Annotated in this window: 29 protein-coding genes; 15 read left to right on the plus strand and 14 right to left on the minus strand. The window is 62.3% G+C overall.

The features are described from left to right. Nucleotides 1-279: 279 nt before the first annotated feature. The 5 genes from J2Z31_RS17000 to J2Z31_RS17020 all read right to left on the minus strand — a co-directional run bounded on the left by J2Z31_RS17000 (nt 280) and on the right by J2Z31_RS17020 (nt 5758). On the minus strand, nt 280-2262 hold the full coding sequence (locus tag J2Z31_RS17000) for an AI-2E family transporter (RefSeq protein WP_209602745.1): 1983 nt from the start codon (nt 2260-2262) through the stop codon (nt 280-282). Nucleotides 2263-2660: 398 nt separating this feature from the next. After that, nucleotides 2661-3266, minus strand: coding sequence for a general stress protein (locus J2Z31_RS17005; RefSeq protein WP_209602746.1), 606 nt, complete (start codon nt 3264-3266; stop codon nt 2661-2663). Between the two features lie 32 nt (nt 3267-3298). Then, nucleotides 3299-3613 (minus strand): PepSY domain-containing protein, encoded by a 315-nt coding sequence (locus J2Z31_RS17010; RefSeq protein WP_209602747.1) that lies wholly within the window; start codon nt 3611-3613, stop codon nt 3299-3301. A 244-nt stretch (nt 3614-3857) separates the two neighbouring features. After that, nucleotides 3858-4532, minus strand: a complete 675-nt coding sequence (locus tag J2Z31_RS17015; RefSeq protein WP_209602748.1) for a MerR family transcriptional regulator — start codon at nt 4530-4532, stop codon at nt 3858-3860. 527 nt (nt 4533-5059) lie between these two features. After that, nucleotides 5060-5758: a DUF899 family protein gene (locus tag J2Z31_RS17020; protein WP_209602749.1), complete on the minus strand. Its 699-nt coding sequence runs from the start codon at nt 5756-5758 to the stop codon at nt 5060-5062. Between the two features lie 199 nt (nt 5759-5957). Here J2Z31_RS17020 and J2Z31_RS17025 point away from each other — a divergent pair, with 199 nt between their 5' ends. Next, nucleotides 5958-6710, plus strand: coding sequence for a pyridoxine 5'-phosphate synthase (locus J2Z31_RS17025; RefSeq protein ID WP_209602750.1), 753 nt, complete (start codon nt 5958-5960; stop codon nt 6708-6710). Nucleotides 6711-6767: 57 nt separating this feature from the next. Here the strand turns inward: J2Z31_RS17025 and J2Z31_RS17030 are convergent, their stop codons facing one another. Continuing rightward, nucleotides 6768-7406: an NrsF family protein gene (locus tag J2Z31_RS17030; protein WP_209602751.1), complete on the minus strand. Its 639-nt coding sequence runs from the start codon at nt 7404-7406 to the stop codon at nt 6768-6770. Nucleotide 7407: 1 nt separating this feature from the next. After that, nucleotides 7408-7935, minus strand: coding sequence for a sigma-70 family RNA polymerase sigma factor (locus J2Z31_RS17035; protein WP_209602752.1), 528 nt, complete (start codon nt 7933-7935; stop codon nt 7408-7410). Between the two features lie 254 nt (nt 7936-8189). Between J2Z31_RS17035 and J2Z31_RS17040 the strand changes: the two genes are divergently transcribed. The 4 genes from J2Z31_RS17040 to J2Z31_RS17055 are packed head-to-tail and all read left to right on the plus strand — an operon-like array spanning nt 8190 to nt 10772. Beyond that, complete coding sequence (locus J2Z31_RS17040; RefSeq protein ID WP_209602753.1) at nt 8190-8513, plus strand: BufA1 family periplasmic bufferin-type metallophore; 324 nt, start codon at nt 8190-8192, stop codon at nt 8511-8513. 31 nt (nt 8514-8544) lie between these two features. Then, complete coding sequence (bufB, locus tag J2Z31_RS17045) at nt 8545-9474, plus strand: MNIO family bufferin maturase (protein WP_209602754.1); 930 nt, start codon at nt 8545-8547, stop codon at nt 9472-9474. Then, a complete protein-coding gene (locus J2Z31_RS17050) occupies nt 9461-10261 on the plus strand; it encodes an HvfC/BufC N-terminal domain-containing protein (RefSeq protein ID WP_209602755.1) in 801 nt (266 codons plus the stop codon). The genes bufB and J2Z31_RS17050 overlap by 14 nt, the downstream gene beginning before the upstream one ends. Before the next feature lies 1 nt (nt 10262). After that, complete coding sequence (locus J2Z31_RS17055) at nt 10263-10772, plus strand: DoxX family protein (protein ID WP_209602756.1); 510 nt, start codon at nt 10263-10265, stop codon at nt 10770-10772. A gap of 117 nt (nt 10773-10889) precedes the next feature. On the opposite strand, the gene J2Z31_RS17060 is transcribed toward J2Z31_RS17055, so the two are convergent. Then, the gene (locus J2Z31_RS17060; protein WP_209602757.1) at nt 10890-11501 is read right to left on the minus strand and encodes a 2-hydroxychromene-2-carboxylate isomerase; all 612 of its coding nucleotides are present in this window, start codon (nt 11499-11501) and stop codon (nt 10890-10892) included. A 149-nt stretch (nt 11502-11650) separates the two neighbouring features. Further along, nucleotides 11651-12538 (minus strand): SDR family oxidoreductase, encoded by an 888-nt coding sequence (locus tag J2Z31_RS17065; protein ID WP_209602758.1) that lies wholly within the window; start codon nt 12536-12538, stop codon nt 11651-11653. A gap of 146 nt (nt 12539-12684) precedes the next feature. Here J2Z31_RS17065 and J2Z31_RS17070 point away from each other — a divergent pair, with 146 nt between their 5' ends. Next, nucleotides 12685-13089 carry a winged helix-turn-helix transcriptional regulator gene (locus J2Z31_RS17070; RefSeq protein WP_209602759.1) on the plus strand — a complete coding sequence of 135 codons (405 nt, stop codon included), beginning with the start codon at nt 12685-12687 and terminating at the stop codon, nt 13087-13089. 111 nt (nt 13090-13200) lie between these two features. Here the strand turns inward: J2Z31_RS17070 and J2Z31_RS17075 are convergent, their stop codons facing one another. Then, nucleotides 13201-13914: an aspartate/glutamate racemase family protein gene (locus J2Z31_RS17075; protein ID WP_209602986.1), complete on the minus strand. Its 714-nt coding sequence runs from the start codon at nt 13912-13914 to the stop codon at nt 13201-13203. 235 nt (nt 13915-14149) lie between these two features. On the opposite strand from J2Z31_RS17075, the gene J2Z31_RS17080 reads away from it, so the two are divergent. From J2Z31_RS17080 to J2Z31_RS17090, 3 genes are all read left to right on the plus strand, one after another. Then, on the plus strand, nt 14150-14614 hold the full coding sequence (locus tag J2Z31_RS17080) for an Lrp/AsnC family transcriptional regulator (protein ID WP_209602760.1): 465 nt from the start codon (nt 14150-14152) through the stop codon (nt 14612-14614). Nucleotides 14615-14707: 93 nt separating this feature from the next. Continuing rightward, entirely contained in the window at nt 14708-15991 is a 1284-nt protein-coding gene (locus tag J2Z31_RS17085) for an NAD(P)/FAD-dependent oxidoreductase (RefSeq protein ID WP_209602761.1), read from the plus strand. A 52-nt stretch (nt 15992-16043) separates the two neighbouring features. Continuing rightward, nucleotides 16044-16949 carry an aminoglycoside phosphotransferase family protein gene (locus J2Z31_RS17090; RefSeq protein ID WP_209602762.1) on the plus strand — a complete coding sequence of 302 codons (906 nt, stop codon included), beginning with the start codon at nt 16044-16046 and terminating at the stop codon, nt 16947-16949. A 19-nt stretch (nt 16950-16968) separates the two neighbouring features. Here the strand turns inward: J2Z31_RS17090 and J2Z31_RS17095 are convergent, their stop codons facing one another. After that, complete coding sequence (locus tag J2Z31_RS17095) at nt 16969-17703, minus strand: adenylate/guanylate cyclase domain-containing protein (RefSeq protein WP_209602763.1); 735 nt, start codon at nt 17701-17703, stop codon at nt 16969-16971. 404 nt (nt 17704-18107) lie between these two features. On the opposite strand from J2Z31_RS17095, the gene J2Z31_RS17100 reads away from it, so the two are divergent. Together J2Z31_RS17100 and J2Z31_RS17105 are read left to right on the plus strand one after the other, a co-directional pair. Then, nucleotides 18108-19418, plus strand: coding sequence for a PQQ-dependent sugar dehydrogenase (locus J2Z31_RS17100; RefSeq protein ID WP_209602764.1), 1311 nt, complete (start codon nt 18108-18110; stop codon nt 19416-19418). A gap of 287 nt (nt 19419-19705) precedes the next feature. Next, complete coding sequence (locus J2Z31_RS17105; RefSeq protein ID WP_209602765.1) at nt 19706-20632, plus strand: hypothetical protein; 927 nt, start codon at nt 19706-19708, stop codon at nt 20630-20632. Between the two features lie 40 nt (nt 20633-20672). On the opposite strand, the gene J2Z31_RS17110 is transcribed toward J2Z31_RS17105, so the two are convergent. Then, complete coding sequence (locus J2Z31_RS17110; RefSeq protein ID WP_209602766.1) at nt 20673-21275, minus strand: hypothetical protein; 603 nt, start codon at nt 21273-21275, stop codon at nt 20673-20675. Between the two features lie 105 nt (nt 21276-21380). Between J2Z31_RS17110 and J2Z31_RS17115 the strand changes: the two genes are divergently transcribed. Then, entirely contained in the window at nt 21381-22352 is a 972-nt protein-coding gene (locus J2Z31_RS17115; RefSeq protein ID WP_328243574.1) for a GlxA family transcriptional regulator, read from the plus strand. 295 nt (nt 22353-22647) lie between these two features. On the opposite strand, the gene J2Z31_RS17120 is transcribed toward J2Z31_RS17115, so the two are convergent. Then, nucleotides 22648-22878, minus strand: a complete 231-nt coding sequence (locus J2Z31_RS17120) for a DUF1127 domain-containing protein (RefSeq protein WP_209602767.1) — start codon at nt 22876-22878, stop codon at nt 22648-22650. Between the two features lie 628 nt (nt 22879-23506). Here J2Z31_RS17120 and J2Z31_RS17125 point away from each other — a divergent pair. The 3 genes from J2Z31_RS17125 to J2Z31_RS17135 all read left to right on the plus strand — a co-directional run bounded on the left by J2Z31_RS17125 (nt 23507) and on the right by J2Z31_RS17135 (nt 24856). Next, nucleotides 23507-24013 carry a PTS sugar transporter subunit IIA gene (locus J2Z31_RS17125; protein WP_209602768.1) on the plus strand — a complete coding sequence of 169 codons (507 nt, stop codon included), beginning with the start codon at nt 23507-23509 and terminating at the stop codon, nt 24011-24013. A gap of 18 nt (nt 24014-24031) precedes the next feature. Then, nucleotides 24032-24457, plus strand: coding sequence for a nucleoside diphosphate kinase regulator (gene rnk, locus J2Z31_RS17130; protein ID WP_209602769.1), 426 nt, complete (start codon nt 24032-24034; stop codon nt 24455-24457). A gap of 99 nt (nt 24458-24556) precedes the next feature. Next, the gene (locus J2Z31_RS17135; protein WP_209602770.1) at nt 24557-24856 is read left to right on the plus strand and encodes a helix-turn-helix domain-containing protein; all 300 of its coding nucleotides are present in this window, start codon (nt 24557-24559) and stop codon (nt 24854-24856) included. Nucleotides 24857-24898: 42 nt separating this feature from the next. On the opposite strand, the gene J2Z31_RS17140 is transcribed toward J2Z31_RS17135, so the two are convergent. Next, a complete protein-coding gene (locus tag J2Z31_RS17140) occupies nt 24899-25852 on the minus strand; it encodes a sensor histidine kinase (protein ID WP_209602771.1) in 954 nt (317 codons plus the stop codon). Between the last annotated feature and the right edge of the window lie 214 nt (nt 25853-26066).

Genomic DNA, 26066 nt, shown 5'->3' on the forward strand with positions numbered 1-26066 from the left:
AAACGCGCTTCCGGGTATGACTCTCGTATCCGAGAGGTCTTCTATTCAATCGGAAGCTTCTTATCGACAAGACATCGGGACCCTCTACAAAGACGTGCGGATCCGGGCGAAATGCTACCGCCCGATGGGGCGTATGACAACTCTTCGGGCCTCGTGCGCTCGTCACATATTACAACAGAACGTTTCGGTCCGTGGTGCGGTGGATCATCAGCATCGATGCTGATGCCGTGGAGGGAAGGGATGAAACTTGGCCCCATATTGGCCTGAGGGGGAGGCTTCCTATGCAGAGGTCTTCCGCTTGCGTACGTGATGGCGGGGGGCGATTTTCGCGCGCACAGCCTTCATTGGCCGGGCGAGCTCTTCGGAAAGCGCTTCCCGGACGGAGTCGGCGATTGCAGACACGACAAAGTCCGCTTGTAGCTCTTCGATGAGCTCGGTCCTTGGCGCACCGTCCTCGCGCCAGAGCACGATACCGATGCGCGATATTGGCGCGATGCGTTTCAGGCGCCGTACGATGAACCTTGCATGGCGCAGCGAATCCTGGTTGAGAAAGCTCACGAGGATCGCATTGCGACCGGCGGAGGGAAGTTCTCGGATAGCGCCCGGCTTCAAGTCCTTATGACTCGCGGAAGCAACTTCCGCCCCCTGGACTCGGATGACCTGTGCCAGCATCGATGCAGTCACGTCGTCGAGATCGCTCCGACCGCCGATGCACAGCACGGATTTTCCATCTCCGAGAGGCAAATCGTACTGCTCGTCTCCATCACCACTCTCTTCGCCAACACCTTCTTCCTCCTCCTCCTCCTCCTCCTCTTCCTCTAGCTCTTCACTGGCGATCTCCTCCAGGTTGGAGACGAGAGTGCGCGCACTTTGGGCGATCTGAGTCACCTGCGGCTCGGCCAGCGCGCCTCGTACCCGGTCGTGTTCCGCGAGCAGCAGCGCGGGTATGGCGACCGTGTCGTAGAACTCGATCAGGTATTTCTCCTCGAGCATCTCCTCCGCATTGTCGGTCGCCTCATCCGGATCCCCGGCCAGCAGTCTCTGGTAAAGCCGCTCCTTGGGATTGAGCACAGGTTCGTTGCCCAACAGAATTTCGAGGAACTCGAACTGCGGGACATGGCGACCGAGCACCACGAGGCAAACCGTCAGCGGCGTCGACAGCACCAGTCCGACCGGACCCCAGAGCCAGGCCCAGAAGATTGCGGCGACGATGATCGCAAGCGGCGAAAGGCCGGTCCGCGAGCCGTAGAGCCAAGGCTCGATCACATTGTTGCTGACGAGCTCGAGGACAATGAACAGGCCCGCCGTCCATACCAGCAGGCTCCAGCCCGGAGCCGCGGCAAAGGCGAGAAACAGGGGAAGGCTCGCCGCGATGACAGGGCCGATGTAGGGGACGAAGCGCAGCACAATGGCAAGCATTCCCCACAGGATCGCATTGGGGATGCCGAGCAGCCAGAGACCGATTGCAAGCGGTATTCCGTAGGTGATGTTCACCACCAGTTGCATCAGCAGGTACTGGCCGACCCGCGCGCCGGCATCCTGCAGGGCCTCGGTCGTGCGGTGCAGGTCGCCATAGCCTACGAGCCGAATGAAGCGATCGCGCAGGTCCTCTCTTTCGAAAAGCATGAAGATGACGACGACAATGACGAGACCGGTCGTGGCGAGCGGCCCGAGCAAGGGGTTGATGATGTTCCTCAGGGTTTCGATCGGGCGTTCGGGAGAAAAAATCTCCACGAGCAGCGGTTTTTGCTCCGGTCCCGGTTGGGGAGATGGGGCGGTTTCGGGCCTGGGCCGGCTGATCTCGGCCGTAATCCTTTCGACGACGCGGCTCAGGCGTTCAAATATCTGGCTCTCCGATCCCGCCTCCTTCAGAACCCTGATCTTCTCGATAATGTTGTACTGATAGGTTGGGAGATTCTGTGCCACTTCGCTGACCTGCACGGCAAGGACAGCGCTGAAAGCGAAGAGGAACAGGAAGGCTGTCGCGACCGTGCCGATGATGGCCACCGAGCGCGGCAAGCCGGCTCTGCGCAGGTATGAGACCACCGGCGCCAAAGCAAAAGTAAGCAGGATGGCGATCGCCAACGGAAGAAAGACCTCGCTGGCGAAATAGATCACGGCCACCGCTGCTGCCGTCGCTGCAAGCGTCGGAAGCCGGGAAGTCTTCGCGATGGCCGCTGCTCCCGGGGCGAGTGCGGTCTGCATATATCGGCTGCCGGCTTTGACCTGATCCTGGTCAGCTCTGCGCGGAAACCTCAGCATCTCAACCCCTACAGCCAGTCCCCTCAAACCGCGATCCCGTTCCGCTGACACACGCGCCCTACTGGACAATTCGCCGATTGTTCGTGTCTGCCGAAATCGCCGCCAACGCAAACGCCGGGTGACACCTACGTTATCGTCCTGACGAACCGCAGGGCCGACCTCGCCAGAGGCGAGATCAGCCAAGTGAAGGTGCGTTCACGAACTTAAAATAGCTTACCACACGTACGCGAACCGGGCTTCCAACCGTGCCATTCCTGGGATGTTACCTGAGCGCCAGCGCATCGCCCGCCCGCAGAGCCCAGAATCGCGGCGGCGCCCGAAGTTGAGCGCCGCCTTGCTTCCCGGTCACAGCCAGCTTCCCCGAGCCTTTCATCGGCATGAGAAGCTGCGTTCTACCGCTAGCGCGTCATTGGGCGGTACCGCTCGCGTTCGCGCTTGACCTGATCCAGCGTGTACGGATCCGCATTTTCGTCAAATCGCGACCAGCCTTCTTGGGCATAAATGCTCCTGCGGCCGGCAATATCAACGCGGTTTCTTTGCTGCAGGATCGTTTCTGCTTGGGGCGCAAGGCTGTCGTCCACCCTGGCCGTCACCAAGGTGCCGCCGCGACGAATGCCCTCGGCATAAACATGGGCATCATCTTCATCGACTCCCGATTCCGTCAGCGCGCCGATTAAGCCTCCCGCCGCGCCGCCGGCGACCGCACCGGCCGCCGCGCCGGCGGCGGTGGACGCGAGCCAGCCTGCGGCGACGACGGGGCCCACTCCCGGTATGGCCATGAGGCCCAGCCCCGTAAGGAGCCCAATCACGCCACCTCCGGCGGCCCCAAGGCCAGCACCGGTACCGGCACCTTCGGCCGCGTTCGAGCTTTCGGTTGAGTACCGATCCCCAGTGTTGTTTGCCACGATGCTGATATCATCGGAAGGCACGCCCGCGGCCTCCAGATCGCTCACTGCATCTCGAGCTGCTTCATAATCGTCGAAGAGACCTGTCACGGTTCTCATGTTTATTCTCCCTTCGTTTGAAGGACGCGACCTTATTGCGCGGTTACGTTGCCCTGGTAGTCCAGTGCAACAGAAACGGATTTGCCGCCCTTCATTGCGGTTGCCTGCCACACACCCTTGTCATCGAGCTTCAGCCCATTGACATCGGTGTATCCGGCTTCCTCGATCCGTTCCTTGGCTTGGGCTTCGGTAAAGCTGTTGGCGCCTTCAACTGGCGCCGTGGGATTTTGCGAATCTGGGGTTGCAACCGCTGGCGTGTTGCCCTCAGAGGAAGGTGTCGTCTGCGCGAACGACACCGTGGCCACAGCGCCCATCAGCGCTGCCGCAACGATAGCAGTAGTTTTCATATGGTTACCTCTTGGGAGATCGGGATTGATCCCGGCCTAGTAATCCCTCGGGGGCAATTTGGTTCCGCGAATGACCGCTTTTGCAAGTTGGAAAGCCTGGATCCGACAAGAAGCGTGGCAATCGGCAGCCCAGAAGTGAGCCAGCGCGGTGTTGAACTGGAAAACAGAGGCGCGGCTGCCATCCGAAACAACGACGGTTTTCCTAACCCCGCGACATTCCCCGCGCAGAGGTTCTGAACCTAGTTCAGTCTCCCTCCGCGATCATGCCCGCGAGCACCGCTTTCGCGACCGCCTGAAAGCGGTTGTTGGCGTCGAACTTGCGGATTATGCCGGATTCGAGGGTGAGGGCGGCTGCCAGGTCCATATCCATCAATGCGGCGATGCGCGAGGCGGGGTATCCCTCGGCCATGAGACCGAGGCACTCGGTCTCGATAGGCGAGAGATGGATGCTTTCTCGCGCGGTACCGCGCGCCCACTCGTTCGTCCCGGTTTCGAGGAGCTCGGCTATCCTCTGCATCTGCCGGCGCAGGATCGATTGCTGCGCGGCGAGTTCGCGCCGGCGTGCCTTGAGCGCCGCTTGGAACAGCTCGTCGGCCTCGGTCTGGCTTGTCGAACCGTCGAGTGCCTCCATCAATTCCTGAATTGCGGCAATCGGCATGTCGATTTCGCGGCAGGCGTTGATGACGGCCATGCGGCGGACATGTGCCTCGTCATACACGCGCATCGGCCCGATCCGCGCCGCGTTCAACAATCCCTTCTCCTCGTAGAAATGCAGGGTGCGGTGCGTCACGCCGAACGCCTCCGCCATCTCGGCAATCGCAAGCCGTTCCTCCGTGCCATGATGGGGAACAGACAGCTTCGGCAAAAAGCCGGTACCCGCACTTGCACGACCGGCATGCTTCCATGGATCTTGTGCCATTTCCCTCGTCCCCGTCCGTGCATCACAATCCCGGAGAGCGGAGCTGAAGTGCCCTTCTCCGAGTATCGGCGGAGCGCTGCAGCGCGATGGGGTTTCAGGCCGATCCGGCCTGAAACCTCGATCGTGATCGAGCGCGGACCTGCGTGCTTCGCGGGGCACATCGTGCACGGGGCACGTTTACTTCAGACCAATGTGCTTGCCCTCCGGCGGGCGCGGGATGCGCCGCCTGGCGGACTGGAGTCCTTGCGCGTTCAGCCAAACGAGCGGTGCTCCAGCGAGCAACCCAGGCATTAAAATCTACACACGAATTCACCGTAAGCGCGAATCGCCGAAAAGAACAGGTCCGGCATGCCGTTTCTCCCGATGGTTGCAGAATGAGCGTCCCTATTCCGAAAGTTCACCTCCCCGGAGCGAAGCCAAGGTCAGCTTCTTTTCTGAAATGCGCACGCAACCGCGCCCGTTCGGCGCGGCCGCGAGAGCCGATGGCCAGAATGCCGTCGAAGCGGGGCCCCCCGAGCCGGCTCCGCTCAATAGTCGAGTTTCGGATACCAATCTGCGCCGCGACCTTCGGGCGTCGTGTCGAGCAGGGTCCAGAGCGGGTCCGGATCCGGCGCGTCGCGCGGATCCTGTCCGGGATCGGCCATCTCGCCACTCATTTCGCCGCTCCAGAAATGCCGAACCGTGCCGTTCCGTCGGGTGAAGACCGTGTAGGCCGGAACGTCCTCATCCTCGGCGCTGACATAATCGCGGGTGAAGCTGCCGTCGCTGTCGGAATAGACCTTCAATTGTGTCCAGCCGCGCGCCTTCTTGGCTTCCACGAGGCGCTCGATTGACGAACGCGCAACCATAGCCAGCGCGACGCGCTGCTCTATGTCCGCCACCTTGCCCTCCCAGGAGGCCATCAATGAAGTGCACATCGGGCAGGGTCTCTGTCGCTGCGGCCCGAACATGTAGCTGTAGATGATGAGGGTCGATTTATCGGCAAAAAGATCGGCCAGGGTGACCGGGCCGGCCTCGCCCTCGAAGCGGTATACCTTGGTCACCTCGCCGCCTGGCGGCAATTGCCGACGCTGTTCGGCCACCCGTTCGATATGGCGCCTGAGCTCGATCTCCTCGGCAAGAAGAGCGTTGCGCGCCTGCCGGTATTCGGCGCTCTCGTTGGGAAAGCCGGCGCGATTCCTTGACGCCAGCTCGGTTGCGGGGACCAGTCTCGTTTCACTTGTCATGATCGATCTCCTCGGGCTGCATGGTCAGGATTTGCGTTCAAGTTGATATCAACCTATTTGCCCTTTGTCAAAAGAGTGACTGCACAGACAAAAGCTGAAGCTGGCGATTCCGGTCCGGCGAAATCTGCGGTAGAAGGGCTGCGTAGTCTTCCTTCGCTCCGGCAACCGTCTCGGGGCGCTCGTATGTGAAAGTTGCGACATGCCCGCCAAACTCTCCGTCAATCTCAATGCCATAGCCATGTTGCGCAACAGGCGCGATCTGCCCTGGCCGTCCGTGACAGGGCTCGGCCGCATCGCCCTTGCGGCGGGGGCAAGCGGGCTGACCGTGCACCCCCGTCCGGACCAGCGGCACATCCGTTTTTCCGATCTCCAGCCGATCCGCGATCTGATCGACGACGAATTCCCGGATGCCGAATTCAACATGGAAGGCTATCCGAACGACAGCTTCCTCGAACTCGTCGAGCGGCATGAGCCGGAGCAGGTGACCCTGGTGCCCGACGACCCGGCACAGGCGACGTCCGATCATGGCTGGGACTTCCGCCGGGACCATAATTTGCTTGGTAATGTCGTCGGCCGGCTCAAGAGGAAAGGTTTTCGCGTCTCGCTCTTTGCCGACGGCGATCCCGATCGGGAAAGCTTGAGGATCGCCAGGGAAACGGGCGCCGACCGGATCGAGCTTTATACGGGTCCCTATGGCGGCTGTTACGACGATCCGGAAAGAGCGGAGCGCATCGCCCGCGACCTCGGACGCACGGCCGAGATCGCTGTCGAACTGGGCCTTGCCGTCAATGCCGGTCACGATCTGACGGTCGCGAACCTGCCGCTTCTGGTTGAGCACATCCCCGCGCTTGCCGAAGTCTCGATCGGGCATGGCCTGACTGCGGATGCGCTGGAATATGGGATGGCAGAAACCGTGCGCCGCTTCCGCCGCGCCTGCGGCGAGGTCGTGTAGTTTCTTTGCATGCCACTCAACCGATGAAGCATCTGAAAAGCGGGGCGCTGTAGCTCGCTACCAGCGGACGATGCGGTGCGCGGCGAGTGCGCCGACAAGCGCGAGCATCGCCACCGCGATCGTGTACCAGGTGGCGACGAACAGCGGTGAATCGTCCGTGCAATGGGCGGCATAGAAGGTTGCGGCGATGCCGCCTGCCGTGAGGCCGGCCACGGCGCCCGCAAGCGCGGGATGAGAAGGCGCGCCGTGGCGTAGTCCGGCGAGCAGCAGCGCGAGCGGGCCAATGCCGATCAGCGGAATGAAGGTGAGGCAGACGAGGCTGTTCGTTCCGACGAGCCTTGCCGTCCATGTGTCCGGCGGCGTCACGGCGAGTTCGGCGACGATGGCGGCCAGCAGCAGTGCGGGTGCGACGGCAAGACGAGGAAGCATTCGGCGCGCTTCCGCTTCCGGCCGTGCAAGCACATGGAGGAGGGCGAAAGCGCTCACGGCAAGCGCGATCGTCACGATGAACTTGAAAAGGAAGCGACCGGTCTGCGCCGCAACGGCAATATCCGTCCTTGCGCCGAGCATGAGAAAGAAGACGATCGCAGCCACGGCAATGGCGGCGAACCCCGCCACCGACCAGGCGAACGCCATTGACATGCCGTGGCGCCGGGCGTCTGCCGCAAGGGCCTTGATGAGTTCCTGTGTCTCCATGTCAGTCGCGTCCAAATCGTTTGGCTATGGCGGCAAGGCCGCGATGGAGCGCGACGCGAACTGCCGTTTCCTTCATTTCGAGGCTTCTCGCAGCCTCCGCTATCGTGCGCCCTTCGAGCGAGATCGCAGTCACCACCGAGCGCTGGCCCGGCGTCAGCGTCTCGAGTGCGCGGTCTATCTCCCAGGCCCTGACCGTTTCCGCCTCCTCGGCGGCGAGTTGGTCCTGCAGTTCACCGATATCTATTTGCGGGCCGCGGCCCAGCCGTCGTAAGGCATCGACCAGCTTGTGCCTGGCAATAGCATAGAGCCATGGCATCACAGGGCCATCGGTCCGCCATGTGTGCCGCTTCACATGGATCGCCAAAAGGGTCTCCTGGACGACATCTTCAGGGTCCAGGCGGCCTGACGTCGCTCGCCGTCGGGCCCAGGCGCGAACAAGCTCCGCGGCCCGCTGGAGGAAATCGCCATAGGCCCGCTCATCGCCTTCCAGCGCGGCGCGGAAAAGCTCGGCGAGATCCCTGTCGTCCAACCTGCCTTTCCTCCCAATTCGCCGGCATCCGCCGCTTTGTTACATGGCCGCCTGCAATTTCCTCGTCTCGCGGGCATGGCGGCGGTCTGTCTCACCTGTTGAGGTCGAGTCAATCCAAATAGCGGTGATCTCCTGCGGATTCATGCTCACGAAAGCGTGTAGGCGGCCAATGTAACATATCTCCCACTGGCGACGAACGAGTCTTTGCGTGGCCCCCAAAGGGAAGCGCCACGACGATCAACATGGAGAGTATCATGTCTATGAAATCCTCGATCAACTCGGCAATGCTGGCGGGTGCCGTCGCAGCCGCCATGTCGTCCCTGGCTGTCGCCGCGCCTCTGTCGCAGGCCGAAGTCAAGGCGGCGATGGATGCTGGCAAGGAGAAATGCTACGGCGTCGCGATGAAGGGGCAGAATGACTGCGCGGCAGGCCCGGGCACGACCTGCCAGGCCACGTCGACCGTCGATTACCAGGGCAATGCCTGGAAGTTCGTCGACTCCGGCACCTGCACCACGATGCAATTGCCGGGCGGGCGCACGGGCTCGCTGGAGCCGCTCTCGCGCGACATTCCGTCTTAAGCCGAAGTGAAGCCGGAAAGTGGAGGCAACGATGCCCGTATTGGCTATTCATACGCAGAGTCGCGTGTCGGGAGATCTCCGCTTTCCGGCGCACCGGATCGAAGGGCTGGCCGGCACCAGCTTCAAGCATGAGCACCTATCGTCCATTCTCGTCGACGAAGAGCAGAACCGCGGGTTCTTCGAGGTGCATGCGGAAAACTACATGGGCGCGGGGGGGGCCCCGCACGCCGCCCTCACGCGCATCCGCGAGGATCATCCCGTTTCGCTCCACGGCGTCTGCATGTCCATCGGCGGGCCGCAACCGCTGGATAAGACCCATCTCGCCCGCTTTGCCGCGTTGGTCGAACGATACGAGCCGCAACTTGTCTCCGAGCATCTCGCCTGGTCGACGCACAGCACGACCTATTACAACGACCTCTTGCCGCTGCCCTATACCGAAGCCACGCTCCAGCGCGTGGCGGAGCATATCGACGAGGTGCAGGAGATCATCCGGCGGCCGCTCCTCCTCGAAAATCCCTCGACCTATCTCCTGTTCAGGGAATCGACGATGAGCGAGACCGCTTTCATCCGCGAGATCGTGAAACGCACCGGCTGCGGTCTCTTGCTCGACGTCAACAACGTCTTCGTCTCGGCGACCAATCACGGTTTCTCCGCCCTCGACTATCTTGCGGACTATCCGCTCGACCATGTCGGCGAGATTCACCTGGCGGGACATGCGGCGCAGGAGGACGACGAGGGCGACCTTCTGCTGATCGACAGCCACGACGGACCGGTCGCCGACGCGGTGTGGAAGCTCTTCGAGATCGTGATCGGCCGATGCGGCCCGATCCCGACGCTCGTCGAATGGGACAGCGCCATTCCAGAGTGGCCGGTGCTGAAAGCCGAGGCGAAGGCGGCACAGGCAATCCTCGACCGGCACGCGGCTGCTTTCAGGCGGGAGAGATTGAATGCACACGCTTGAGAGGGAGCCTGCGGGCACGGCCAGCGGGGCCGGCTATTGCCGAGATTTCACGCCCGGACTGCTCGATCCGGCCCGCAAGACGCCGGCGCTCGTGACCGGTCCGAACGGCAAGGCCGCCGACAAACGCTTCAACGTCTATCGCAACAACGTGACCGTCAGCCTCATCAATGCGCTCGCGGCCGTCTACCCGGCCGTCATGCGCATTACCGGCGAGCCGTTCTTCCGCGCCATGGCCCGCTTCCATGTCCGTGAGACGCCGCCGACATCGCCGCTGCTCTTCGAATACGGCCGCGACTTCCCCGACTTCATCGAACGCTACGAATATGCCCAATCGATGCCGTGGCTCGCGGATGTGGCGCGGATCGAGCGGGGCTGGCTCGACGCCTATCACGCCGCTGACGCAGCAGCGTTGTCGCCGACCGAACTTGCCGCCGTGCCGCCGGACAGGCTCGGCGACCTCGTCTTCGAGGCGCACCCCGCAACACGCATCCTTCATTCCGGCTATCCGGCGGTGACGATCTTTTCGGTGAACCGGGCGAGTGACCCGGTCGGGCCGATCGAAACGACGGTTGCGGAGAGCGCGCTGGTGACAAGGCCGATGCTCGAAGTGGAGGTTCGCCGTCTTGCGCCGGGCGTGGGCCTCTTTCTCGGCGGTCTGATGGCCGGGGAGACAATGGCGAGCGCGGCGGCCGCGGCAGGTGAAGCAAACGCAGATTTCGACCTCGCGGCGGCCATCCGCGTCATGCTAGAGGCGGGCGCCTTCGCGGCGATCCGAAGGGGAGAGTGAGATGCCTGGTTCGATACGAAACCTCTTCGAGAAGCCGGTGATCGGGAGGCGATCGAACTGGCTCGGCCGGATCGACGGCCTCGTTGCTGCGGTGGCGCCCGCATCGCTCGCCCAGCTTGCCTTGCGCTTCGCCCTTGCCGTGCCCTTCTGGCGCTCCGGCATGAGCAAGTGGGATGGCTTCCTGCAGTTGAACGAGGTCGCCGTTCTTCTTTTCACCTCGGAATTCAAACTGCATCTGCCCGGCGGCCCCTATGCCTTCCCGGCGCCGGGCGTGATGGCGTTCGCCGTCGCCTGTGCGGAGGTGCTCCTGCCGGCCCTGCTAGTCCTCGGCCTGGGAACGCGGCTTGTGGCGCTCGGGCTGCTGGCGATGACGATCGTCATCCAACTGACCGTGCCCGATGGCTGGCCCATTCACCTGACCTGGGCGGCCATGGCTCTCGGCATCGTCACGTGGGGGGCGGGGAGATTGTCGGTGGATTGGTGGCTCGGTGCGAGGGTGGAAAAGGCGTGAGCGGCGGTCGCGACGCGCTCTCAGGAGGACAAAGCGAAGAGACTTTTGCGCTGACCATGCGGCGCTGCGTGCGAGAAGAGGTAGGGCATCGGGTTGCCGGACCACCCGACTACCCGACTACCCCGGGTTCCCCAGATCGAGATTGTGCTGCCATTCGATCGCGTCCTCCAGGCGATCTTGGCCCCAGAACAGCTCGCCGTCGGCAACGAAGGAGGGCGAACCGAAGATACCGATTTCCTTCGCCTCTCCGGTTGCTGTCTCGAGCGCCTCGATACAGTCCTTGGCGTTTGCCTGTTCCAGCACGCGGGCAGGGTCGTGGCCCGCTTCCTTGATGCTGGCGGAGAGGTTCGGATCGCTGCCTGCGGGTTCGCGGTCGACGAACCAGTGCCGGTAGGTGGCGATCGTATAGGCGGGGCACCAGCCTTCGCTGGCGGCGAGCGCTGCGACGCGGTTCGCCTGCTCGATTTCCGCGAGCGGATAGGGAATCGGCAATCTTATCGTCAGCCCGAATCTCGCCGACCGTCTTTCGATATCGCGCCACATATAGGCTGCCTTCAGTGGCCTGTCGGCGAACGGCACGTCCTTCGCCTCGGCCTGGATCGCCCGAGCGTCGAAGGGCCTCCATCGAACCTCAACCTCCGCTCTTTCGGCGATTTCAGGGAGCCGCATCACGGCCAGAAAGGTGTAGGGGCTTCCTATCGAGAACCAGAAATCGAGTGGCGCCGACATCGTCCTTCCTCCGCGGTCAAGCACTACCCAGCCTATCAATGCGCTGAGGCAAGAGGGTGGCGGAGGTGCGGGCTCTAAAGCGCCGCAGTCGGATAATGATGATAGGCCCGGCACATCCCGCCGGGCCTATTTGTCATTGCAAGATTAAATCAGTGCGCGAGCGCGGTCTTGCTCGCCTCAAGGAAAATGGAAAGGCTGAGCGGCGCCTTGCCGGTGAGGGCCGCCACGTCACCGGTCACGATATCGAAATGACCTTCACGCGTGTTGGCGTCGAACGAGACGAGAATCGGGACAAGGAAGTCCGGCAGGCCGGCACCTTTGAGGCCCGCGGCGAGCGCTTCGTCGGAAATGTGCACAACGTCCAGTTTCTTGCCGGTGGCATCGGCGGCGAGAGCGGCGATCTCTTCGGTGGTCCGGGCCTCGGCCCCGGTCAGCGTATAGGTGCGGCTTTCGTTCGAGCCGGACTCCAGTGCGGCGGCTGCAGCCCGGGCGAGGTCGCCGCGAGCGACATGCGAAATGCGGCCCTCTCCGGCAGACGAGAACCATTGGCCGCTTGCGAGCGCATGCGGCAGCGCCAGGAACAGGTTTTCCATGTACCAGGCATTGCGCAGGATCGTATGGGGAATGCCAGTCGCCTTGATTGCGTTTTCCGTGCCGAGGTGATCGCCGGCAAAGGGGATGACCGAGCCTTCCGGATTCGCCATCGACGTATAGAGGATGTGCTTCGCGCCTGCCTTCTTTGCTGCCTCGACGGCGGCAAGATGCTGCTTCAGCCGCTTGCCAGGCTGGTCGAGGACATCGGTCGAGATGATGAGGATGCGGGTTGCGCCGGCGAAGGCCTTGTCGAGCGAGGCCGGGTCGTCGAAGTCGGCGGCACGCGTCTGAACCCCCTTGGCGGCGTAATCGGCGAGCTTGGCCACGTCGCGGCTGGTGGCGATGATGTCGGCCGGATTCGTCTTGCCGGAGGCGAGAAGCGCATCGAGCACGAGCTTGCCGAACTGACCTGCGGCGCCGGTTACGAGCAATGTTTCGGACATGATCTTCCTTTCTTTTCCGTCCAGCTTCGTAAGCCTGGCTCAGGCCGGATGCTGGTCTCTTTTTGAGAGTTGCTCTTATCCCGTAATCTGCTATGAGCTGTAAAGGAGGCAGGTTTTTCTGCTGTGGTTACGGAAAGGGAACCGCCATGAACAAGGCGACGGACAAGGTGAAGGGCAAAAAGGTGTTCCTCATCGGCGGGGTGCCGATGGACATGGACAATTGCCCGGTGCGCGACGTGATGGACCACATCGCCGGCAAATGGAATTCGCTGATGATCCTGACCCTTGCCGACGGGCCCTTGCGCTTTTCCGAGCTGCGGCGGCTCATTCCCGACATCTCGCAGCGCATGTTGACCCAGACGCTGCGCGACCTGCAGCGCGACGGCTATCTAAGCCGCACCGTCTACCCGACACAGCCGCCGAGCGTCGAGTATGGCCTGACCGATCTCGGACGGTCGTTCCTGGCGTTGCTCAGGCCATTCGTCGACTGGTCGGTTGCAAATCACGAGGCGATCCGGAAGGCACGTGCCGAGTACGATGCGGCTGCGTGAGCAAATGCGGTTGTTGCGTGAGCAGATGCGGTCTGTGACGGGACCGTCGCCCGGACGCGCCCATCCCCGGGACGAGCGCAGATAAGGGCACAGGGGCGAGGGAGCGTGCGCTCAGGCCGCGTGACTCATACCCCGATTGCCGAGGGCAAACTCGACCGCGGCCTCGGCGTGGATGGCGGTGGAGTCGAAGCCCGGCAGCGGCAGGCGGGTCGGGTTGAGGATCAGGCAGATCTCCGTGCAGCCGAGAATGACCGCATCGGCGCCGTCCGCTTTTGCCCGCTCGATCAAGGCGATGAGCGCCTCGCGCGACGTCTCCAACACCTTTCCGGCGCAGAGCTCGTCGAAGATGACATTGTGGGTGAGCGTGCGCCCGGCCGCGTCCGGCACCATCACCTCGAGGCCATGCGCGCGCATGCGTTCCGCATAGAAGCCGTGTTCCATCGTATAACGCGTGGCGAGCAGCAGCGGTCTTTGGCTGCCGGCGGCCTTCAGACGCAGCGCGGTTTCGTCGATGATGTTGATCAGCGGCACGCCGACAGCCGCCTGAACGGCGTCGGCAATCAGGTGCATGGTGTTGGTGCAGATGAGCACGCAGTCGGCGCCGGCACGCTCCAGGCCGCGCGCGACATCGGACAGGCGATTGGCTGCCTCGTCCCAGCGGCCGGCCTTCTGCAGGTCGACGATCGTCTGGAAGTCGACGGAATGCATCAGCACCTCCGCGGAATGCAGCGCCCCCAGCCGCTCCCGAACCGCCTCGTTCACCATCCGGTAGTACACCGCCGAGCTCTCGAAGCTCATGCCGCCGATAAGCCCGATCTTCCGCATCCTGCGCATTTCCATGGCGCGTCCCCTTGTTTTCTCGTGCCTCATCGGAACCGAAAGACCGAGAGCGCGTTGCAACTCCGATCCCGTTCCATCGACAGGATTATGGCGCGGAGACGCCGGGATTTGTTCGCGTTGGCGAAGCCCACTTCTAGAGTGAACGCGAATGGTTTGCGTATTTTGATGTAATTGTGCAAATATCTGGCGCTAAAAAGGTGGCATTTGAGGAGTAAGAGGCGTGCTGGATGACAGGGACCGGAAGCTGCTCACGCTTCTGCAGGAGGATGCGAGCGTGGCGATGGGCGACCTCGCCGAGCGGGTGAACCTGTCGCTTTCCGCCTGTTCCCGCCGAATCCAGCGCCTGGAGGAAACGGGGTATGTGGCGCGCCGCATCGTCGTTCTCGACCGGGAGAAGATGGGGGTGCCAACCACGCTTTTCGCATTGATCAAGACAGCGCATCACTCCGACGAGTGGATCGAGAAGTTCAGGCGGGTGATCGCCGACATCCCTGAAATCGTCGAGGCGCATCGCTTGACGGGCAATTACGACTATATCGTCAAGGTCGTGCTGCCGCGTGTCGAGCATTACGACGTCGTATACAAGCAGATCGTGCGGAAAGTGGAACTTTTCGACGTCTCCGCCTCGATTTCGATGGAAGTCTTGAAAAGCGGCACGGCGGTGCCGGTGGACTATGCCGAATGAGCTGTGCATTTTGGGCATGGAGCTCTTGCCGAACTGGCGGTTGTCCGATCGCCCCCGAAAGGGCAGGCTGTCCCGGCAAAGGAGGGGGAAACTATGCCGGAAGGACATCATGTCGTCGTCGTCGGTGGCGGCTTTGGCGGGTTACAGCTCGTCCACGATCTCAAGGGCGCGCCGGTTCGGGTCACTTTGATCGACCGGCGCAATCACCATCTTTTCCAGCCGCTGCTCTACCAGGTGGCAACCACGGTGCTTGCGACCTCTGAAATCGCATGGCCGATCCGGCAGCTCTATCGCGACAGGCCGGAGGTGACGACGCTGCTTGGCGAGGTCAAGGGCGTCGACACCTCCACCAAGACCGTCGCGCTCGCAAACGGCCTGGTGGTCTCCTACGATACGCTGGTGCTGGCGACCGGGGCGACGCATGCCTATTTCGGCCATGACGAATGGGCGCCGGTGGCGCCGGGGCTGAAAACCCTCGAGGACGCGACGACCATTCGCCGTCGGGTGCTGCTCGCCTTCGAGCAAGCGGAACTGGAGGACGACCCGGCCCGGCGCGACGCGCTGCTCACCTTCACGGTGATCGGCGCCGGACCGACAGGGGTCGAACTCGCCGGCATCATCGCCGAAATGGCTCATAGGACGCTACCCGCCGAGTTTCGCCGGATCGATACTCGCCGGGCGCGGATCGTGCTCGTCGAGGCTGGACCCCGTATCCTCCCCGCTTTTACAGAGGAGCTTTCCGCCTATGCCCGCCGCGAGCTCGAAAGGCTCGGTGTCGAGGTGCGGACCGGCGGGCCCGTCACCGATTGCACCGCCGCCGGGGTGATGATCGGCGACGAGTTCGTTGCGAGCCGGACCCTGGTCTGGGCGGCCGGCGTCCAGGCTTCGCCCGCCGCCGAATGGCTGGCCATCGAGGCGGACCGCGCGGGTCGTGCGCTGGTCGACGAGGAGCTGACCGCGCCGGGACACCCGGACGTCTTCGTGATCGGCGACACCGCGTCGGTGAAGCAGGCGGACGGCACCCCCGTCCCGGGCATTGCGCCTGCCGCCAAGCAGCAGGGCGCTTTCGTCGCCCGGATGATCCGGGCGCGGCTTGAGGGAAGGCCGGCGCCGGGCGCCTTCCGCTACCGCCACCAGGGGAGCCTCGCCACGATCGGCAAGCGCGCCGCCATTATCGATTTCGGCAGGATCAAGCTCAAGGGTGCGCTTGCCTGGTGGATTTGGGGTGTCGCCCACATCTATTTCCTGATTGGCACGCGCAGCCGCTTCGCGGTTGCATGGAGCTGGCTCTGGACCCATCTCAGCGGCCAGCACAGCGCGCGGCTGATCACGCAAAAGGAAATCCTGAGAGAGGAGGCCTCGCGGTTGCAAGGCTGACGCTTGCGGTCCAAGATCGGCCGCAGTCCAACACGGCCAGGTTGCTCAAATCATGTCGTCCGCTTCCGCCGATGAGATCGAGATCGACGTTTCGATGGTCAGCCGGTTGATCGCGGCGCAGTTTCCGCAATGGGCAGACCTGCCGATCCGGCCGGTCAAGTTCGGCGGCTGGGACAACCGGACGTTTCATCTCGGCGCGGACATGACGGTGCGCTTGCCGAGCGCCGCGCGTTACGCGCAGCAGGTCGAAAAGGAACAGTATTGGCTGCCGCGTCTGGCGCCGCACCTGCCGTTGCCAATTCCAGTTCCGTTGGCGCTCGGACGCCCGGGGGAGAGCTATCCCTGGCACTGGTCGATCTATCGTTGGCAGGAGGGGGAAGGCGCCACCCATGCCGCCATTACCGATATGACCGGCTTTGCGAAGGCGCTCGCCGCATTTCTGTCGAGGCTGCAGGAGATCGACGCCGATGCCGGTCCCTTGCCGGGCGAGCACAACTTTTTCCGTGGCGCTCCGCTGACTGTCTATGATCACGAGACCCGCTGGGCTCTCGAGCAGCTTGCCGGACGCATCGACGTCGCAGCGGCAGCAGCCGTGTGGGAGAGGGCGCTGTCGTCAGACTGGACCGGTGCTCCCGTCTGGTTTCACGGCGATGTCGCCTCGGGCAATCTCCTGGTCCAAGAGGGGCGTTTAAGCGCGGTCATCGATTTCGGCACATCCGGGGTCGGCGATCCCGCCTGCGATCTTTCGATCGCCTGGACGATGTTTAAGGGCGAGAGCCGCGAAGCGTTCCGCGCCGCCCTTCCGCTCGACAAGGCGACTTGGGCACGCGGTCGCGGCTGGACCCTGTGGAAGGCGCTGATCGTCGCTGCAGGGATGCTCGGTAGCAATCGGCCGGAAATCGCGCGGTCGGAGCGCGTCATTGCGGAAGTACTTGCCGACGACGCGCGCTACCGCTGAGACGGACCGCGCGCGACATTCAAATCGCATAGAGCTCAATCGGCTTCTCGAAGCCTTTCAGGCGGTACTTCCGGCCTTGGCTTCCGGCTGTTTGGCTCTGCGCCCGCTCGCAAACGGCCCTGGTGACGAGAATCCGTCCCGCTTCAGCGGCCGCCTGGGCGCGAGCGGCGGTGTTCACAACCGTTCCAATCGCCGTCAGGTCACGATGCGATCGGCCGAACTCTCCGAAGCTCGCCTGGCCGGAGTCGATACCGATACCCACCCCGAGCTCACCTCCGTCCAGACCACTTTGAGCCGCGCGGTGCTCACGACGCGATTGGCAGCGGCGCTGGATTTCCCGTGCGGCGAGCACAGCACGTTCGGCATGGTCCTGGTGCGGAATCGGAAAGTTGAATATCGCCATGACCGCGTCCCCGACCGTCTTATTGAGAAGGCCGTCGAATTCCCAGATCGCCGTGGCACATTCATCGTAGAAATCGTCGAGCAACGACTGGAGAGAGTCTGCCGAAAGCGACTGTGAAAGCGTTGTATAGTCGCGCAGATCTGCAAACAGAACGGACACGTCAACAGTGATCTTGCGGGCTTTCATCACGCGTGTGAACATGAGTTCGCAAAGCGTGCAGGTGTTCGGATTCATCCGGCTCGGGCGGATGCCGAAGGCGCGGAAGGGAAGGGACGCCGGTCCACGCAGAGGTACTGGGAGGCGCATCTGCTCCCAGCAGCCTTTGCAAATCATCGATTGAGAAAACGGCATCGTGCCGCCGCCTTGTTCGCGTGTCGATCCGCGAGTTTCGCACATCGAGAGCGAAAAATCTCGCGAAAACCCTGCGATTTCTTGTGATCTCTCGCCGCCAGAACATTCCGATCTGAACGATCGGCCGCAACGAATTCCGTCTGCGGAGCGAAATGATCGCTCTGCCGACGCACAGCGCCCCCAATGTCTTCATCGCATCGACCGGAGAGGCATCGTCACCATGGTCATGCCACAGGTGGAAATGGGTCAAGGGCATCTGCACCGCCCAGCCAATGCTTCTCGCCAGGAGCTGGAAGTCGCCATTGAATGCCTTTTCAAGTGAATGGTTCTATCTAATATCGTCGGCAGCTACGTAAAATTAAACAATAGGAACCGATATCGAGGCGGATACACTAGGAGGACACATGGGCCTGTCTGACATTTTCGGCCGACTGGTCGCCCTGATCGGCGCCGCAGCAATCCTCTTGCGCCGCCAGGACGGTGCTTCTCTCGAGCCGGCCTATGGCAGCGAACCGGAGATCCCGGAAGCCAAACCGCAGGGCATTCCGACCCTGAAGATGCCGACTGCCAAGGGCTGGACCGCGGAGCAGAAGCCGACTGCGGCGGCGGGGCTCAAGGTGAACGCATTCGCGGCCGGGCTCAAACATCCCCGCTGGATTCACGTGTTGCCGAATGGCGACGTCCTGGTGGCTGAGGCAATGAGCGAGCCGGGGGGCATCAAATCTGCCTTCGACTACGCCATGTTCAGCACAATGAAGCGCGCGGCCGCAGTGGGCGAAAGTCCGAACCGCATTACGCTGTTGCGTGATGCGGATGGCGACGGCGTTGCCGAAATACGTGAGGTATTTCTCGAAGGTCTCAATCAGCCGTTCGGCATGGCGTTGCTGGGCGATACCTTATATGTCGGCAACACAGACGGAGTGGTTGCGTTCCCGTATCAAACGGGCGACACGCGTCTCAGCGCAACAGGGCGAAAGCTGACGGACCTCAAGCCCGGCGGGCATTGGACACGAAGCCTGCTTGCCAGTCGCGACGGGCGCAAGCTTTTCATCGGCGTCGGTTCGCTCAGCAACATCGGCGAGCCCGGCATGGCGGCAGAGGACGGACGGGCCGCCATCCACGAGCTTGACCTCGAGACTGGTGAGCGCCGCATATTTGCCTCCGGGCTGCGCAACCCGGTGGGCATGGCATGGGAGCCCACGACAGGCGCGCTCTGGACGGTGGTCAATGAGCGCGACGCCCTCGGCGACGAAACGCCTCCCGACTATCTGACATCTGTGCGCGACGGCGGCTTCTACGGCTGGCCCTATTGCTATTGGGGGCAGATCGTGGACGACCGGGTGCCGCAGGATCCGGCGATGGTGGCAACCGCCATAACACCGGATTATGCCCTGGGCGGACACACTGCATCGCTCGGTCTTTGCTGGCTTCCCGCAGGCACTCTGCCGGGCTTCCCGGACGGCATGGCGATCGGGCAGCATGGTTCCTGGAACCGCAGCACCTTGAGCGGCTACAAGGTTGTCTTCGTGCCGTTTGAAAATGGACGGCCGTCCGGTCCGCCGCGCGATATCCTGACCGGGTTCCTTTCGCCCGACGAGCGGGCGTCCTATGGGCGGCCGGTTGGAGTCACCATCGGCCCGGATGGCTCCCTGTTGGTGGCGGACGATGTCGGCGACGTGATCTGGCGCGTGACCGGCGAGGCGGAGCGCGGCTGAAGGCGCAACGGGTACCGCACGCAGCCCCGAGTCAGATCGCCAGCTTGCTCGGCAATTATTTACGAATGCCGAGCGCATCCAGGTAGAGCCGAGGGCAGTAGCTCCGCCGCTTCGGAGCAGCCGTCATGCACCGCCCCAAGAATTTGCATGGCCGTGTCTATTGGCGCTCGGGACTCCCAGACAGCCCGAATAATTGAGCACAAACTGTGGTTGCCTTTTTGCGTTGACAATTTCTCGAAATTTGCCGCTCCTGTCGTGCCTCCCAGTTTGAGATTTGAGGCATCACGATGGAGCATGTTCCGTATATTGGCTCGGGCCCATATTGCTACGCCAACTCCTTCACCATGCTGTTCGGCCCGCATGCGCCCTCGACGGCGGTCATTGAGTTCGCCACCGGCAGCCCTTTCGGGATGCAACTCGTCGGCGGAACTCTGCCGTTCTTCGATCCCTACGGATGGACGCCGGAAGCTGGCTTCGACGGAGCCCTTCAGGCGATGGGGTGGGCCTCAACGGTCATCAAGAGCACGAGCGCGGACGAGGCTCTTAACCAGCTTCAACAGGCGCTCGCTGAGGGCCCCGTATGGGTCGGCCCCGTCGAAATCGGGCATCTCAGGCATCAGCCGGGCATGAGCGGCCCTATCGGATCGGACCACTATCTCGTCGTGCTTGCCATTGAAAATGGGCAGGTGCGGATGCACGATCCGCAGGGCTATCCTTTCGCGTCATTGCCGATAGACGACTTTCTGACCGCATGGCGCGCCGAAACCATCGACTACGGCGCGCCCTATACGATGCGGACCAATTTCCGGCGCGATCGAGAGGTCCGGGAGGATGACGCGATCCGGGCGTCGCTGCCAAATGCGATACGCTGGCTTTCAATGGAGAACGCGACGCATTTACCGCAGGGAACGGTCGGCAATGCCGAGGCGGCCGAGCTCCTGGCAGACATGATCGAACGCGGCTGCAATGACGATCTTCGTGGACATTTAATCCACTTCGCCGTGCGCGTCGGCGCACGGCGGCTCGCCGACGCGGCGACGTGCCTGGCACGGATCGGCCATGCCGAAGCGGCCCGCATCGCATCCGAACAGGCTCAGTTGGTCGGATCACTACAGTATCCGCTGGTGGCAGGTCACGATACCGAGGCCGCCGCCATATTGAGAGCTTTAGCGCCGACCTACGCGCGATTGCTGTCTTCCTTGCGAGCGCATTGAGATCAATCTTAACGTTGCAACCCACGGCAGGGCGCCCGTCTCAGCCTCTCAGAGTTGCCAGGACGATGACGATCGCGAGAGCAGTGTCCAGCACGAAGCAGAACTCGGCCATTGACCGTACGACGACCTTGTTCTTGACGTGGTGATAGACGTCCCAGCCGGCATGTGCGACCAGTCCCGCCGCTACCAGCAGCGCTCCCACGAAGGGGCTGATGAAGAGGGCCACGGTTGCCAACCCGCCGAAGAAGACCATTGCGATGGCTTGCAGCGGCAGTTCGCGGTTAGGACGACTCAGAGTTCGGATCACCCCATAGGCTCCGAAGAGGGCGGCGACGATAAGCATCGCCCATGTCGCATCGAACGGTATGAGGCCGAACCTTGCGACGGTGATCACTACCACCGATAACAGGAATACCGGCCAGGAAACCCATGGAATCTCCAAGGCAGCCGCTGCCAGGTACACGAGGCCCGAAGCGACGACGATCGCAGCCAAGTCCGTACCGTGCTCCGACCCATTGAGCAGATCGATCGAAACGAAAGCCGCGAATGCCAAGCCGACAGCCGCGGGCCACCATTGTATCGACCGCCAGCTCGACGTCGGGGCTTCGGGCGCTGACTTTGATGCTTCCGATGCTTCAGTCATGATTGCTCCTCCTTGCGGTGGCGCGGCCCTTGGGCGACTACCAGTGTGAACACTAGCAGGCGCACGGAGTTGGCAGGAATGACAAAAAGATGGTAATTCCTGCCAGTGCTGCAGCATATCGTCATCACTGTCTACCAAGACTTCGAACTGCTGGATGCGACCGGCCCGGCTTCCGTTTTCGCATCCGCCAATCACGCACTCGCGGAGGATGGAGAGCCTGCACACTATGCCGTGCATTTGGCCTCGCCGACTGGCGGTGCGGTGCCGAGTAGCAGCGGTGTCGTCGTCGAAACCAAAGCGCTGGCGAAGGTCCCACGACCGGTTGACACGATCCTGGTGGTCGGGGCGGAGGCCGGCGCGGTCACCGCAGCAACCCGGACGCCGGAGTTAGGGCGGTGGTTGTCGCGGAGCGCCTCATCCGCCAGACGACTCGGGTCGGTTTGCGCCGGCACCTTCGTGCTTGCAGCGGCGGGATTGGTGGACGGTAAACGGGTTGCCACACACTGGAGCGCCTGCGAACCGCTTGCGCAACTCTACCCCTCCCTTACTGTCGACGCGGATGCACTCTATGTCGTCGACGGCAACGTCTGGACATCGGCCGGCGTGATCACCGGTATCGACATGGCCCTCGCCATGGTCAGCGAGGATCTGGGCCGCGCGCTTGCAAGTCGGGTCGCCAAGCGCCTCGTCCTCTACGCACGCCGTCCCGGCTATCAGTCTCAGTTCAGCCCGCTGCTGCGTGCCCAGGCGAAAGCCGATGGTCCTTTCGCCGATCTACTGGTGTGGGCACAGGCCAATCTCGATACCGCGCTGGATGTGTCGAGCCTTGCGGCCAGAGTCGGCCTCTCGGAGCGGACGTTTTACAGACGGTTTGTCGCTGCGATAGGCGAGACGCCGGCACAGTACATCGAGAACGTGCGGCTGGACGCGGCGCGTATCTTGCTCTCCCAAGAACTTCCGTTGAAGGAAATCGCAAGGCGGGTGGGACTTGCGCCGACCGCACGCTTCGCGCAGGTCTTCCAAAGACGCTTCGGCGTGACGCCTCGACTTTTCCGCGAGACCCATACGAGCAGGTGAGCCAAGTTAGACGCAACGGTCGGCCCACGCATACTAAGACAAATGTAGCTCAACGGGCCCAAGAGTACAGGAGCCGTCGGTTCGCTCCAGGCCCGTAGCAGGCCTTCGGCAAGCAGAATAGCATCAGAGCATCACGAAAGCGAAGATCATCAATCCAAAGATGCCTACCGCGATAATCGTTTTGGTTGTCCTATCCATCGTTTTCTCCTGCAGGCCAGCGGACGGCGCTATGCGGTCGCTGGCCCGCAAAACATTGTTCACCATAGTCGATGCATGCAGCCATTCAGGCGGGGACCTACGCCTGGTCCGATGGCCTGAAGAGCCTTTCGACGATCCGCGGGATGTCGTTCCTGGTAATGCCGATGTCATCGAGCAACCGGTCGTCGAGGTTTTGAAGCGCGGTGGCCGCCCGCCTCCGCTGCCAGCGTTGCAGCGCACGCACAAGAAGTGCCGCCACCGTCACCCTGGGACTGCGCAGCGTCGGATCCTGGCGGACGTGGGTTGATGAGTGTTCGTATGCGGACATCGTTGCCCTCCATTTGCAGCATTGATCGGCCCGGTCGCGCAGTCCACGAAAGCGAAGCGGCGAACGGGCATTCGGGAGGCATCACGGCATGCGGACGCATCAGCGCTCAGCTCCGCGCGAGTAGCCGTGGCCAAACTGTCTATTTGTGAGGGATCCCCGAGGCGGCGAACGCGCATGCGTTCGAGCCGCTCGGGGTTACGAGCGCGTCAGCAGGGACGCTGAAAGAAACAAGTATTTCTTTTGTCGACGTGACGTAGTCATGACCCCGATATGGTTACTTGGCGCAACGGATTCAATCGGTGGCGATGCGACCTTTGGACGCTCGGCGAAACGAGGTTTATTCGAGAACGCAGGCCCGTACTTCTGCATCTTCCAAGTTCCGGGCTCAAAGGATCTGGGCTGGCTCCATACTTGATTTCAAGAATTCCGTCCCCATGTTTCAGTCATCATGAATATTTCGATGCCACAGCGAGAGCCAAAACGCCTCAAAGCAGGCCTCTAGCCCGGCCGCGAGCTCCAACGGCTTCGCGTCCGGGTAAGCCGTTCTTCAACTCAATCCGTGACCGCTGCAGACGGGGTGCCGAACGCACTTCGCTCGCGGTCGCGCATATGCGGCTCAGAGACGACCATGATGATCTTCAGAAACCTGTCGGAAGACAGTATTACTCTTGACCTTGCGACAAAGGGAAAGCACTCGGCGCTGTCCAAGATCGCTGCGACAATCGCGGGAAGAACCGGGCTTGACGATCGCGTGGTTCTGCGGGGCCTTTGGCGGCGCGAAGGACTCGGCTCGACCGCCATCGGGCGTGGCGTCGCGGTTCCGCACGCATTGCTGCGTTCGATCTCGTCGCCTGTAGCGTCGTTTACGCGACTGGCTCCTCCGATCGATTTCAAAAGCCCTGACCTCGAACCCGTCGACCTCGTCTTTACCCTGCTTTGGCCGGGCTCCGAGGTTCGCAGCTTCTTGCCGGCGCTGTCACAACTGTTTCGGTTGGTGCGGGCGCCGCTGATCCGGGAGGGGCTCCGGCTGGCCCGGTCGCCCGAGGAGGTGATGGCGATCTTGCAGAGCGAGGCATGGTCGACCAGCGACATCCCACCGCGGGCCGATGCTGTCCGAAAGCTGGCGGTAAGGTGAACCACAGGAGAACGCGAAATGAAGAAGCACGCTCAGACCCCGCGAAAGCCCTCGATCGTGATTGGCGAAACGGATCACCAGCGGCTGAACAAACTTGCGCTCGCCGCGGCTGATCGCCTTCCCGAGATTTCCGATGGTCTCTTGCTCGAGCTCGAACGCGCGCGCGTGATTTCCGACGGGTCGGTGCCTGGAAATGTCGTCCGGATGGGATCGACGGTAGAGTATGAAACGGACACAGGCGGCGGGCGAACAGTGACGCTCGTGTTCCCGCAAGACGCCGATATTTCCGCAGGGAAGATATCCGTCCTGACCCCCATCGGAACTGCCCTTCTCCGCTTGTCCGCCGGTCAGACGATGGGCTGGACCGCAAGGGACGACAAGCAGCACAAGCTGACAGTGTTGGCAGTCACCAAACATCAGGCAGAAGCGGAAGCTTCCGCCTAAAACAGAGAACTTTCATCGTTGACATTCTTCCTTGGCTGAATGGCCGCGGTGGATCGCTCCGATGATGGGGCGGTCCGGCTCGTAGAAAGGACAATAATCATGATCACTGGGTCCCAATGCCGAGCGGCACGTGCACTTACCGACCTCTCGCGCGAGCGCCTCGCAGTATCTGCCGGTGTCGGCCCGGAAACCGTGCTGCGTTTCGAGCGTAAGCTCGTCAAACCGAATGATGATGAACTGTTTGCCTTGCAATCAGCTCTGGAGAGAGCCGGCGCCGTCTTCATTGCCGACAATGGCGGCGGCATTGGTGTGCATCTGAAATTTTCGGATTCCGTAGCCAGACGGATCGACATACTCGAGAATGAAGGAGGTATAGTTGCACCTGACCGGGTGCCTTGAGTGGCGATCCAATCCGCAGGCTCAACTGCAAGCGCTCGGGGATCAGTAGCGGAGAATGCTGACCGAACAGACGAGGCCGGCGGGTTGAAAATCAAGCGCCGAGTTACCTTCCTCGGAATTGAGGACGGCTTCGATCAGGTGGCTGCCAAAACCGCGTCTCTGCGGCGGTGTGACGGGCGGCCCACCCGTTTCCCTCCACTGTAGGTAGATGGTCCTCTGGTCCCGCTTCCACTCTATGTGCACGCGGCCTTCATCCGTAGAAAGGGCCCCGTATTTCGTGGCATTTGTCACCAACTCGTTGAAGAGAAGCGCGAGCTTTATTGCCTTTTCCGGCGAGACGTCCACCTCCGGCCCGCTCATTACAATCCGGTCAGCGGAAACCGGCCCGAGCACCGCCTGCAAAAGCGCTTTCAGATCGCGGCTGGAAACTGGATCCGACATCCGCAAGACAGCCGACATTGCATTGAGGCGCTGGCTGAACGCCCGCTGTGGTTCCTTGTCGACTTCTTTAAAGGTTTGTCTTGCCAGGGCGTCGGTCATCTGGAGAAGATTGCTGACGCGGTGCTTCATCTCGTTTGCGATCAGTTCTGATCGGCTTTCGGCCTGTCTCAGTGCTCGAATGAGCAGATGCACAAGTCCAGCCACCGCGATGATCAGGGCCGCGGCCAGGACGAACGTTGCCAACACAATCCATGATTGCGTGGAAAGGGCCCAGGAATTCAGCGGCGGCAACCAGGCATAGGCGGCGACTGCTCCTCCCAAGGTCGCGGCGATCACACCGCCGAGAATGCCGCCGAACATACAAGCAGCCACCACCGCCGGGAACATTGTGATGAAGGGCACCCCTGCAACTAGAGGATCGATCAGATAGCGGATCAAGGTCGCAATGCTCACGGCCACGACCGCACTCGATAATGCACGCGAAAAGGATACCGGCCCTTGCGGTAGACGGGAGACGAACCGCTTGGTCAACCGGAAGCCACTCGCTTCGTTCACTTGTTCCCCCTGCCACACACGATCAGCCGTGGTTAAGATATGTTGTGCACTCAGGAAATTGAAGATCAGATCGACGCGAAAAGTGTCGCCCGAACCATGAGACCTTAGGGTCGATCGGGACCACCGTTCTCGGCGCTTTCCTCCTGCGCGCTCCTCCGCCTTGCGAGAATGTCATCATGATAGCCCGACGCTTCGCTGCCATGGCGTCCGAGCG

The sequence above is a fragment of the Sinorhizobium kostiense genome, assembly GCF_017874595.1.
GTDB lineage: Bacteria > Pseudomonadota > Alphaproteobacteria > Rhizobiales > Rhizobiaceae > Sinorhizobium > Sinorhizobium kostiense.

Bases quoted from the DNA above. Each gene is read 5' to 3' on its own strand.
- J2Z31_RS17075 (WP_209602986.1), bottom strand. From the start codon at position 13,914: ATGCGGAAGATCGGGCTTATCGGCGGCATGAGCTTCGAGAGCTCGGCG.
- J2Z31_RS17120 (WP_209602767.1), bottom strand. From the start codon at position 22,878: ATGTCCGCATACGAACACTCATCAACCCACGTCCGCCAGGATCCGACG.
- J2Z31_RS17135 (WP_209602770.1), top strand. From the start codon at position 24,557: ATGATCACTGGGTCCCAATGCCGAGCGGCACGTGCACTTACCGACCTC.
- J2Z31_RS17125 (WP_209602768.1), top strand. From the start codon at position 23,507: ATGATGATCTTCAGAAACCTGTCGGAAGACAGTATTACTCTTGACCTT.
- J2Z31_RS17090 (WP_209602762.1), top strand. From the start codon at position 16,044: ATGTCGTCCGCTTCCGCCGATGAGATCGAGATCGACGTTTCGATGGTC.
- rnk (WP_209602769.1), top strand. From the start codon at position 24,032: ATGAAGAAGCACGCTCAGACCCCGCGAAAGCCCTCGATCGTGATTGGC.
- J2Z31_RS17100 (WP_209602764.1), top strand. From the start codon at position 18,108: ATGGGCCTGTCTGACATTTTCGGCCGACTGGTCGCCCTGATCGGCGCC.
- J2Z31_RS17095 (WP_209602763.1), bottom strand. From the start codon at position 17,703: ATGCCGTTTTCTCAATCGATGATTTGCAAAGGCTGCTGGGAGCAGATG.
- J2Z31_RS17020 (WP_209602749.1), bottom strand. From the start codon at position 5,758: ATGACAAGTGAAACGAGACTGGTCCCCGCAACCGAGCTGGCGTCAAGG.
- J2Z31_RS17105 (WP_209602765.1), top strand. From the start codon at position 19,706: ATGGAGCATGTTCCGTATATTGGCTCGGGCCCATATTGCTACGCCAAC.
- J2Z31_RS17030 (WP_209602751.1), bottom strand. From the start codon at position 7,406: ATGGAGACACAGGAACTCATCAAGGCCCTTGCGGCAGACGCCCGGCGC.
- J2Z31_RS17015 (WP_209602748.1), bottom strand. From the start codon at position 4,532: ATGGCACAAGATCCATGGAAGCATGCCGGTCGTGCAAGTGCGGGTACC.
- J2Z31_RS17005 (WP_209602746.1), bottom strand. From the start codon at position 3,266: ATGAGAACCGTGACAGGTCTCTTCGACGATTATGAAGCAGCTCGAGAT.
- J2Z31_RS17025 (WP_209602750.1), top strand. From the start codon at position 5,958: ATGCCCGCCAAACTCTCCGTCAATCTCAATGCCATAGCCATGTTGCGC.
- J2Z31_RS17085 (WP_209602761.1), top strand. From the start codon at position 14,708: ATGCCGGAAGGACATCATGTCGTCGTCGTCGGTGGCGGCTTTGGCGGG.
- J2Z31_RS17070 (WP_209602759.1), top strand. From the start codon at position 12,685: ATGAACAAGGCGACGGACAAGGTGAAGGGCAAAAAGGTGTTCCTCATC.
- J2Z31_RS17060 (WP_209602757.1), bottom strand. From the start codon at position 11,501: ATGTCGGCGCCACTCGATTTCTGGTTCTCGATAGGAAGCCCCTACACC.
- J2Z31_RS17000 (WP_209602745.1), bottom strand. From the start codon at position 2,262: ATGCTGAGGTTTCCGCGCAGAGCTGACCAGGATCAGGTCAAAGCCGGC.
- J2Z31_RS17010 (WP_209602747.1), bottom strand. From the start codon at position 3,613: ATGAAAACTACTGCTATCGTTGCGGCAGCGCTGATGGGCGCTGTGGCC.
- J2Z31_RS17055 (WP_209602756.1), top strand. From the start codon at position 10,263: ATGCCTGGTTCGATACGAAACCTCTTCGAGAAGCCGGTGATCGGGAGG.
- J2Z31_RS17110 (WP_209602766.1), bottom strand. From the start codon at position 21,275: ATGACTGAAGCATCGGAAGCATCAAAGTCAGCGCCCGAAGCCCCGACG.
- J2Z31_RS17065 (WP_209602758.1), bottom strand. From the start codon at position 12,538: ATGTCCGAAACATTGCTCGTAACCGGCGCCGCAGGTCAGTTCGGCAAG.
- J2Z31_RS17040 (WP_209602753.1), top strand. From the start codon at position 8,190: ATGTCTATGAAATCCTCGATCAACTCGGCAATGCTGGCGGGTGCCGTC.
- J2Z31_RS17050 (WP_209602755.1), top strand. From the start codon at position 9,461: ATGCACACGCTTGAGAGGGAGCCTGCGGGCACGGCCAGCGGGGCCGGC.
- bufB (WP_209602754.1), top strand. From the start codon at position 8,545: ATGCCCGTATTGGCTATTCATACGCAGAGTCGCGTGTCGGGAGATCTC.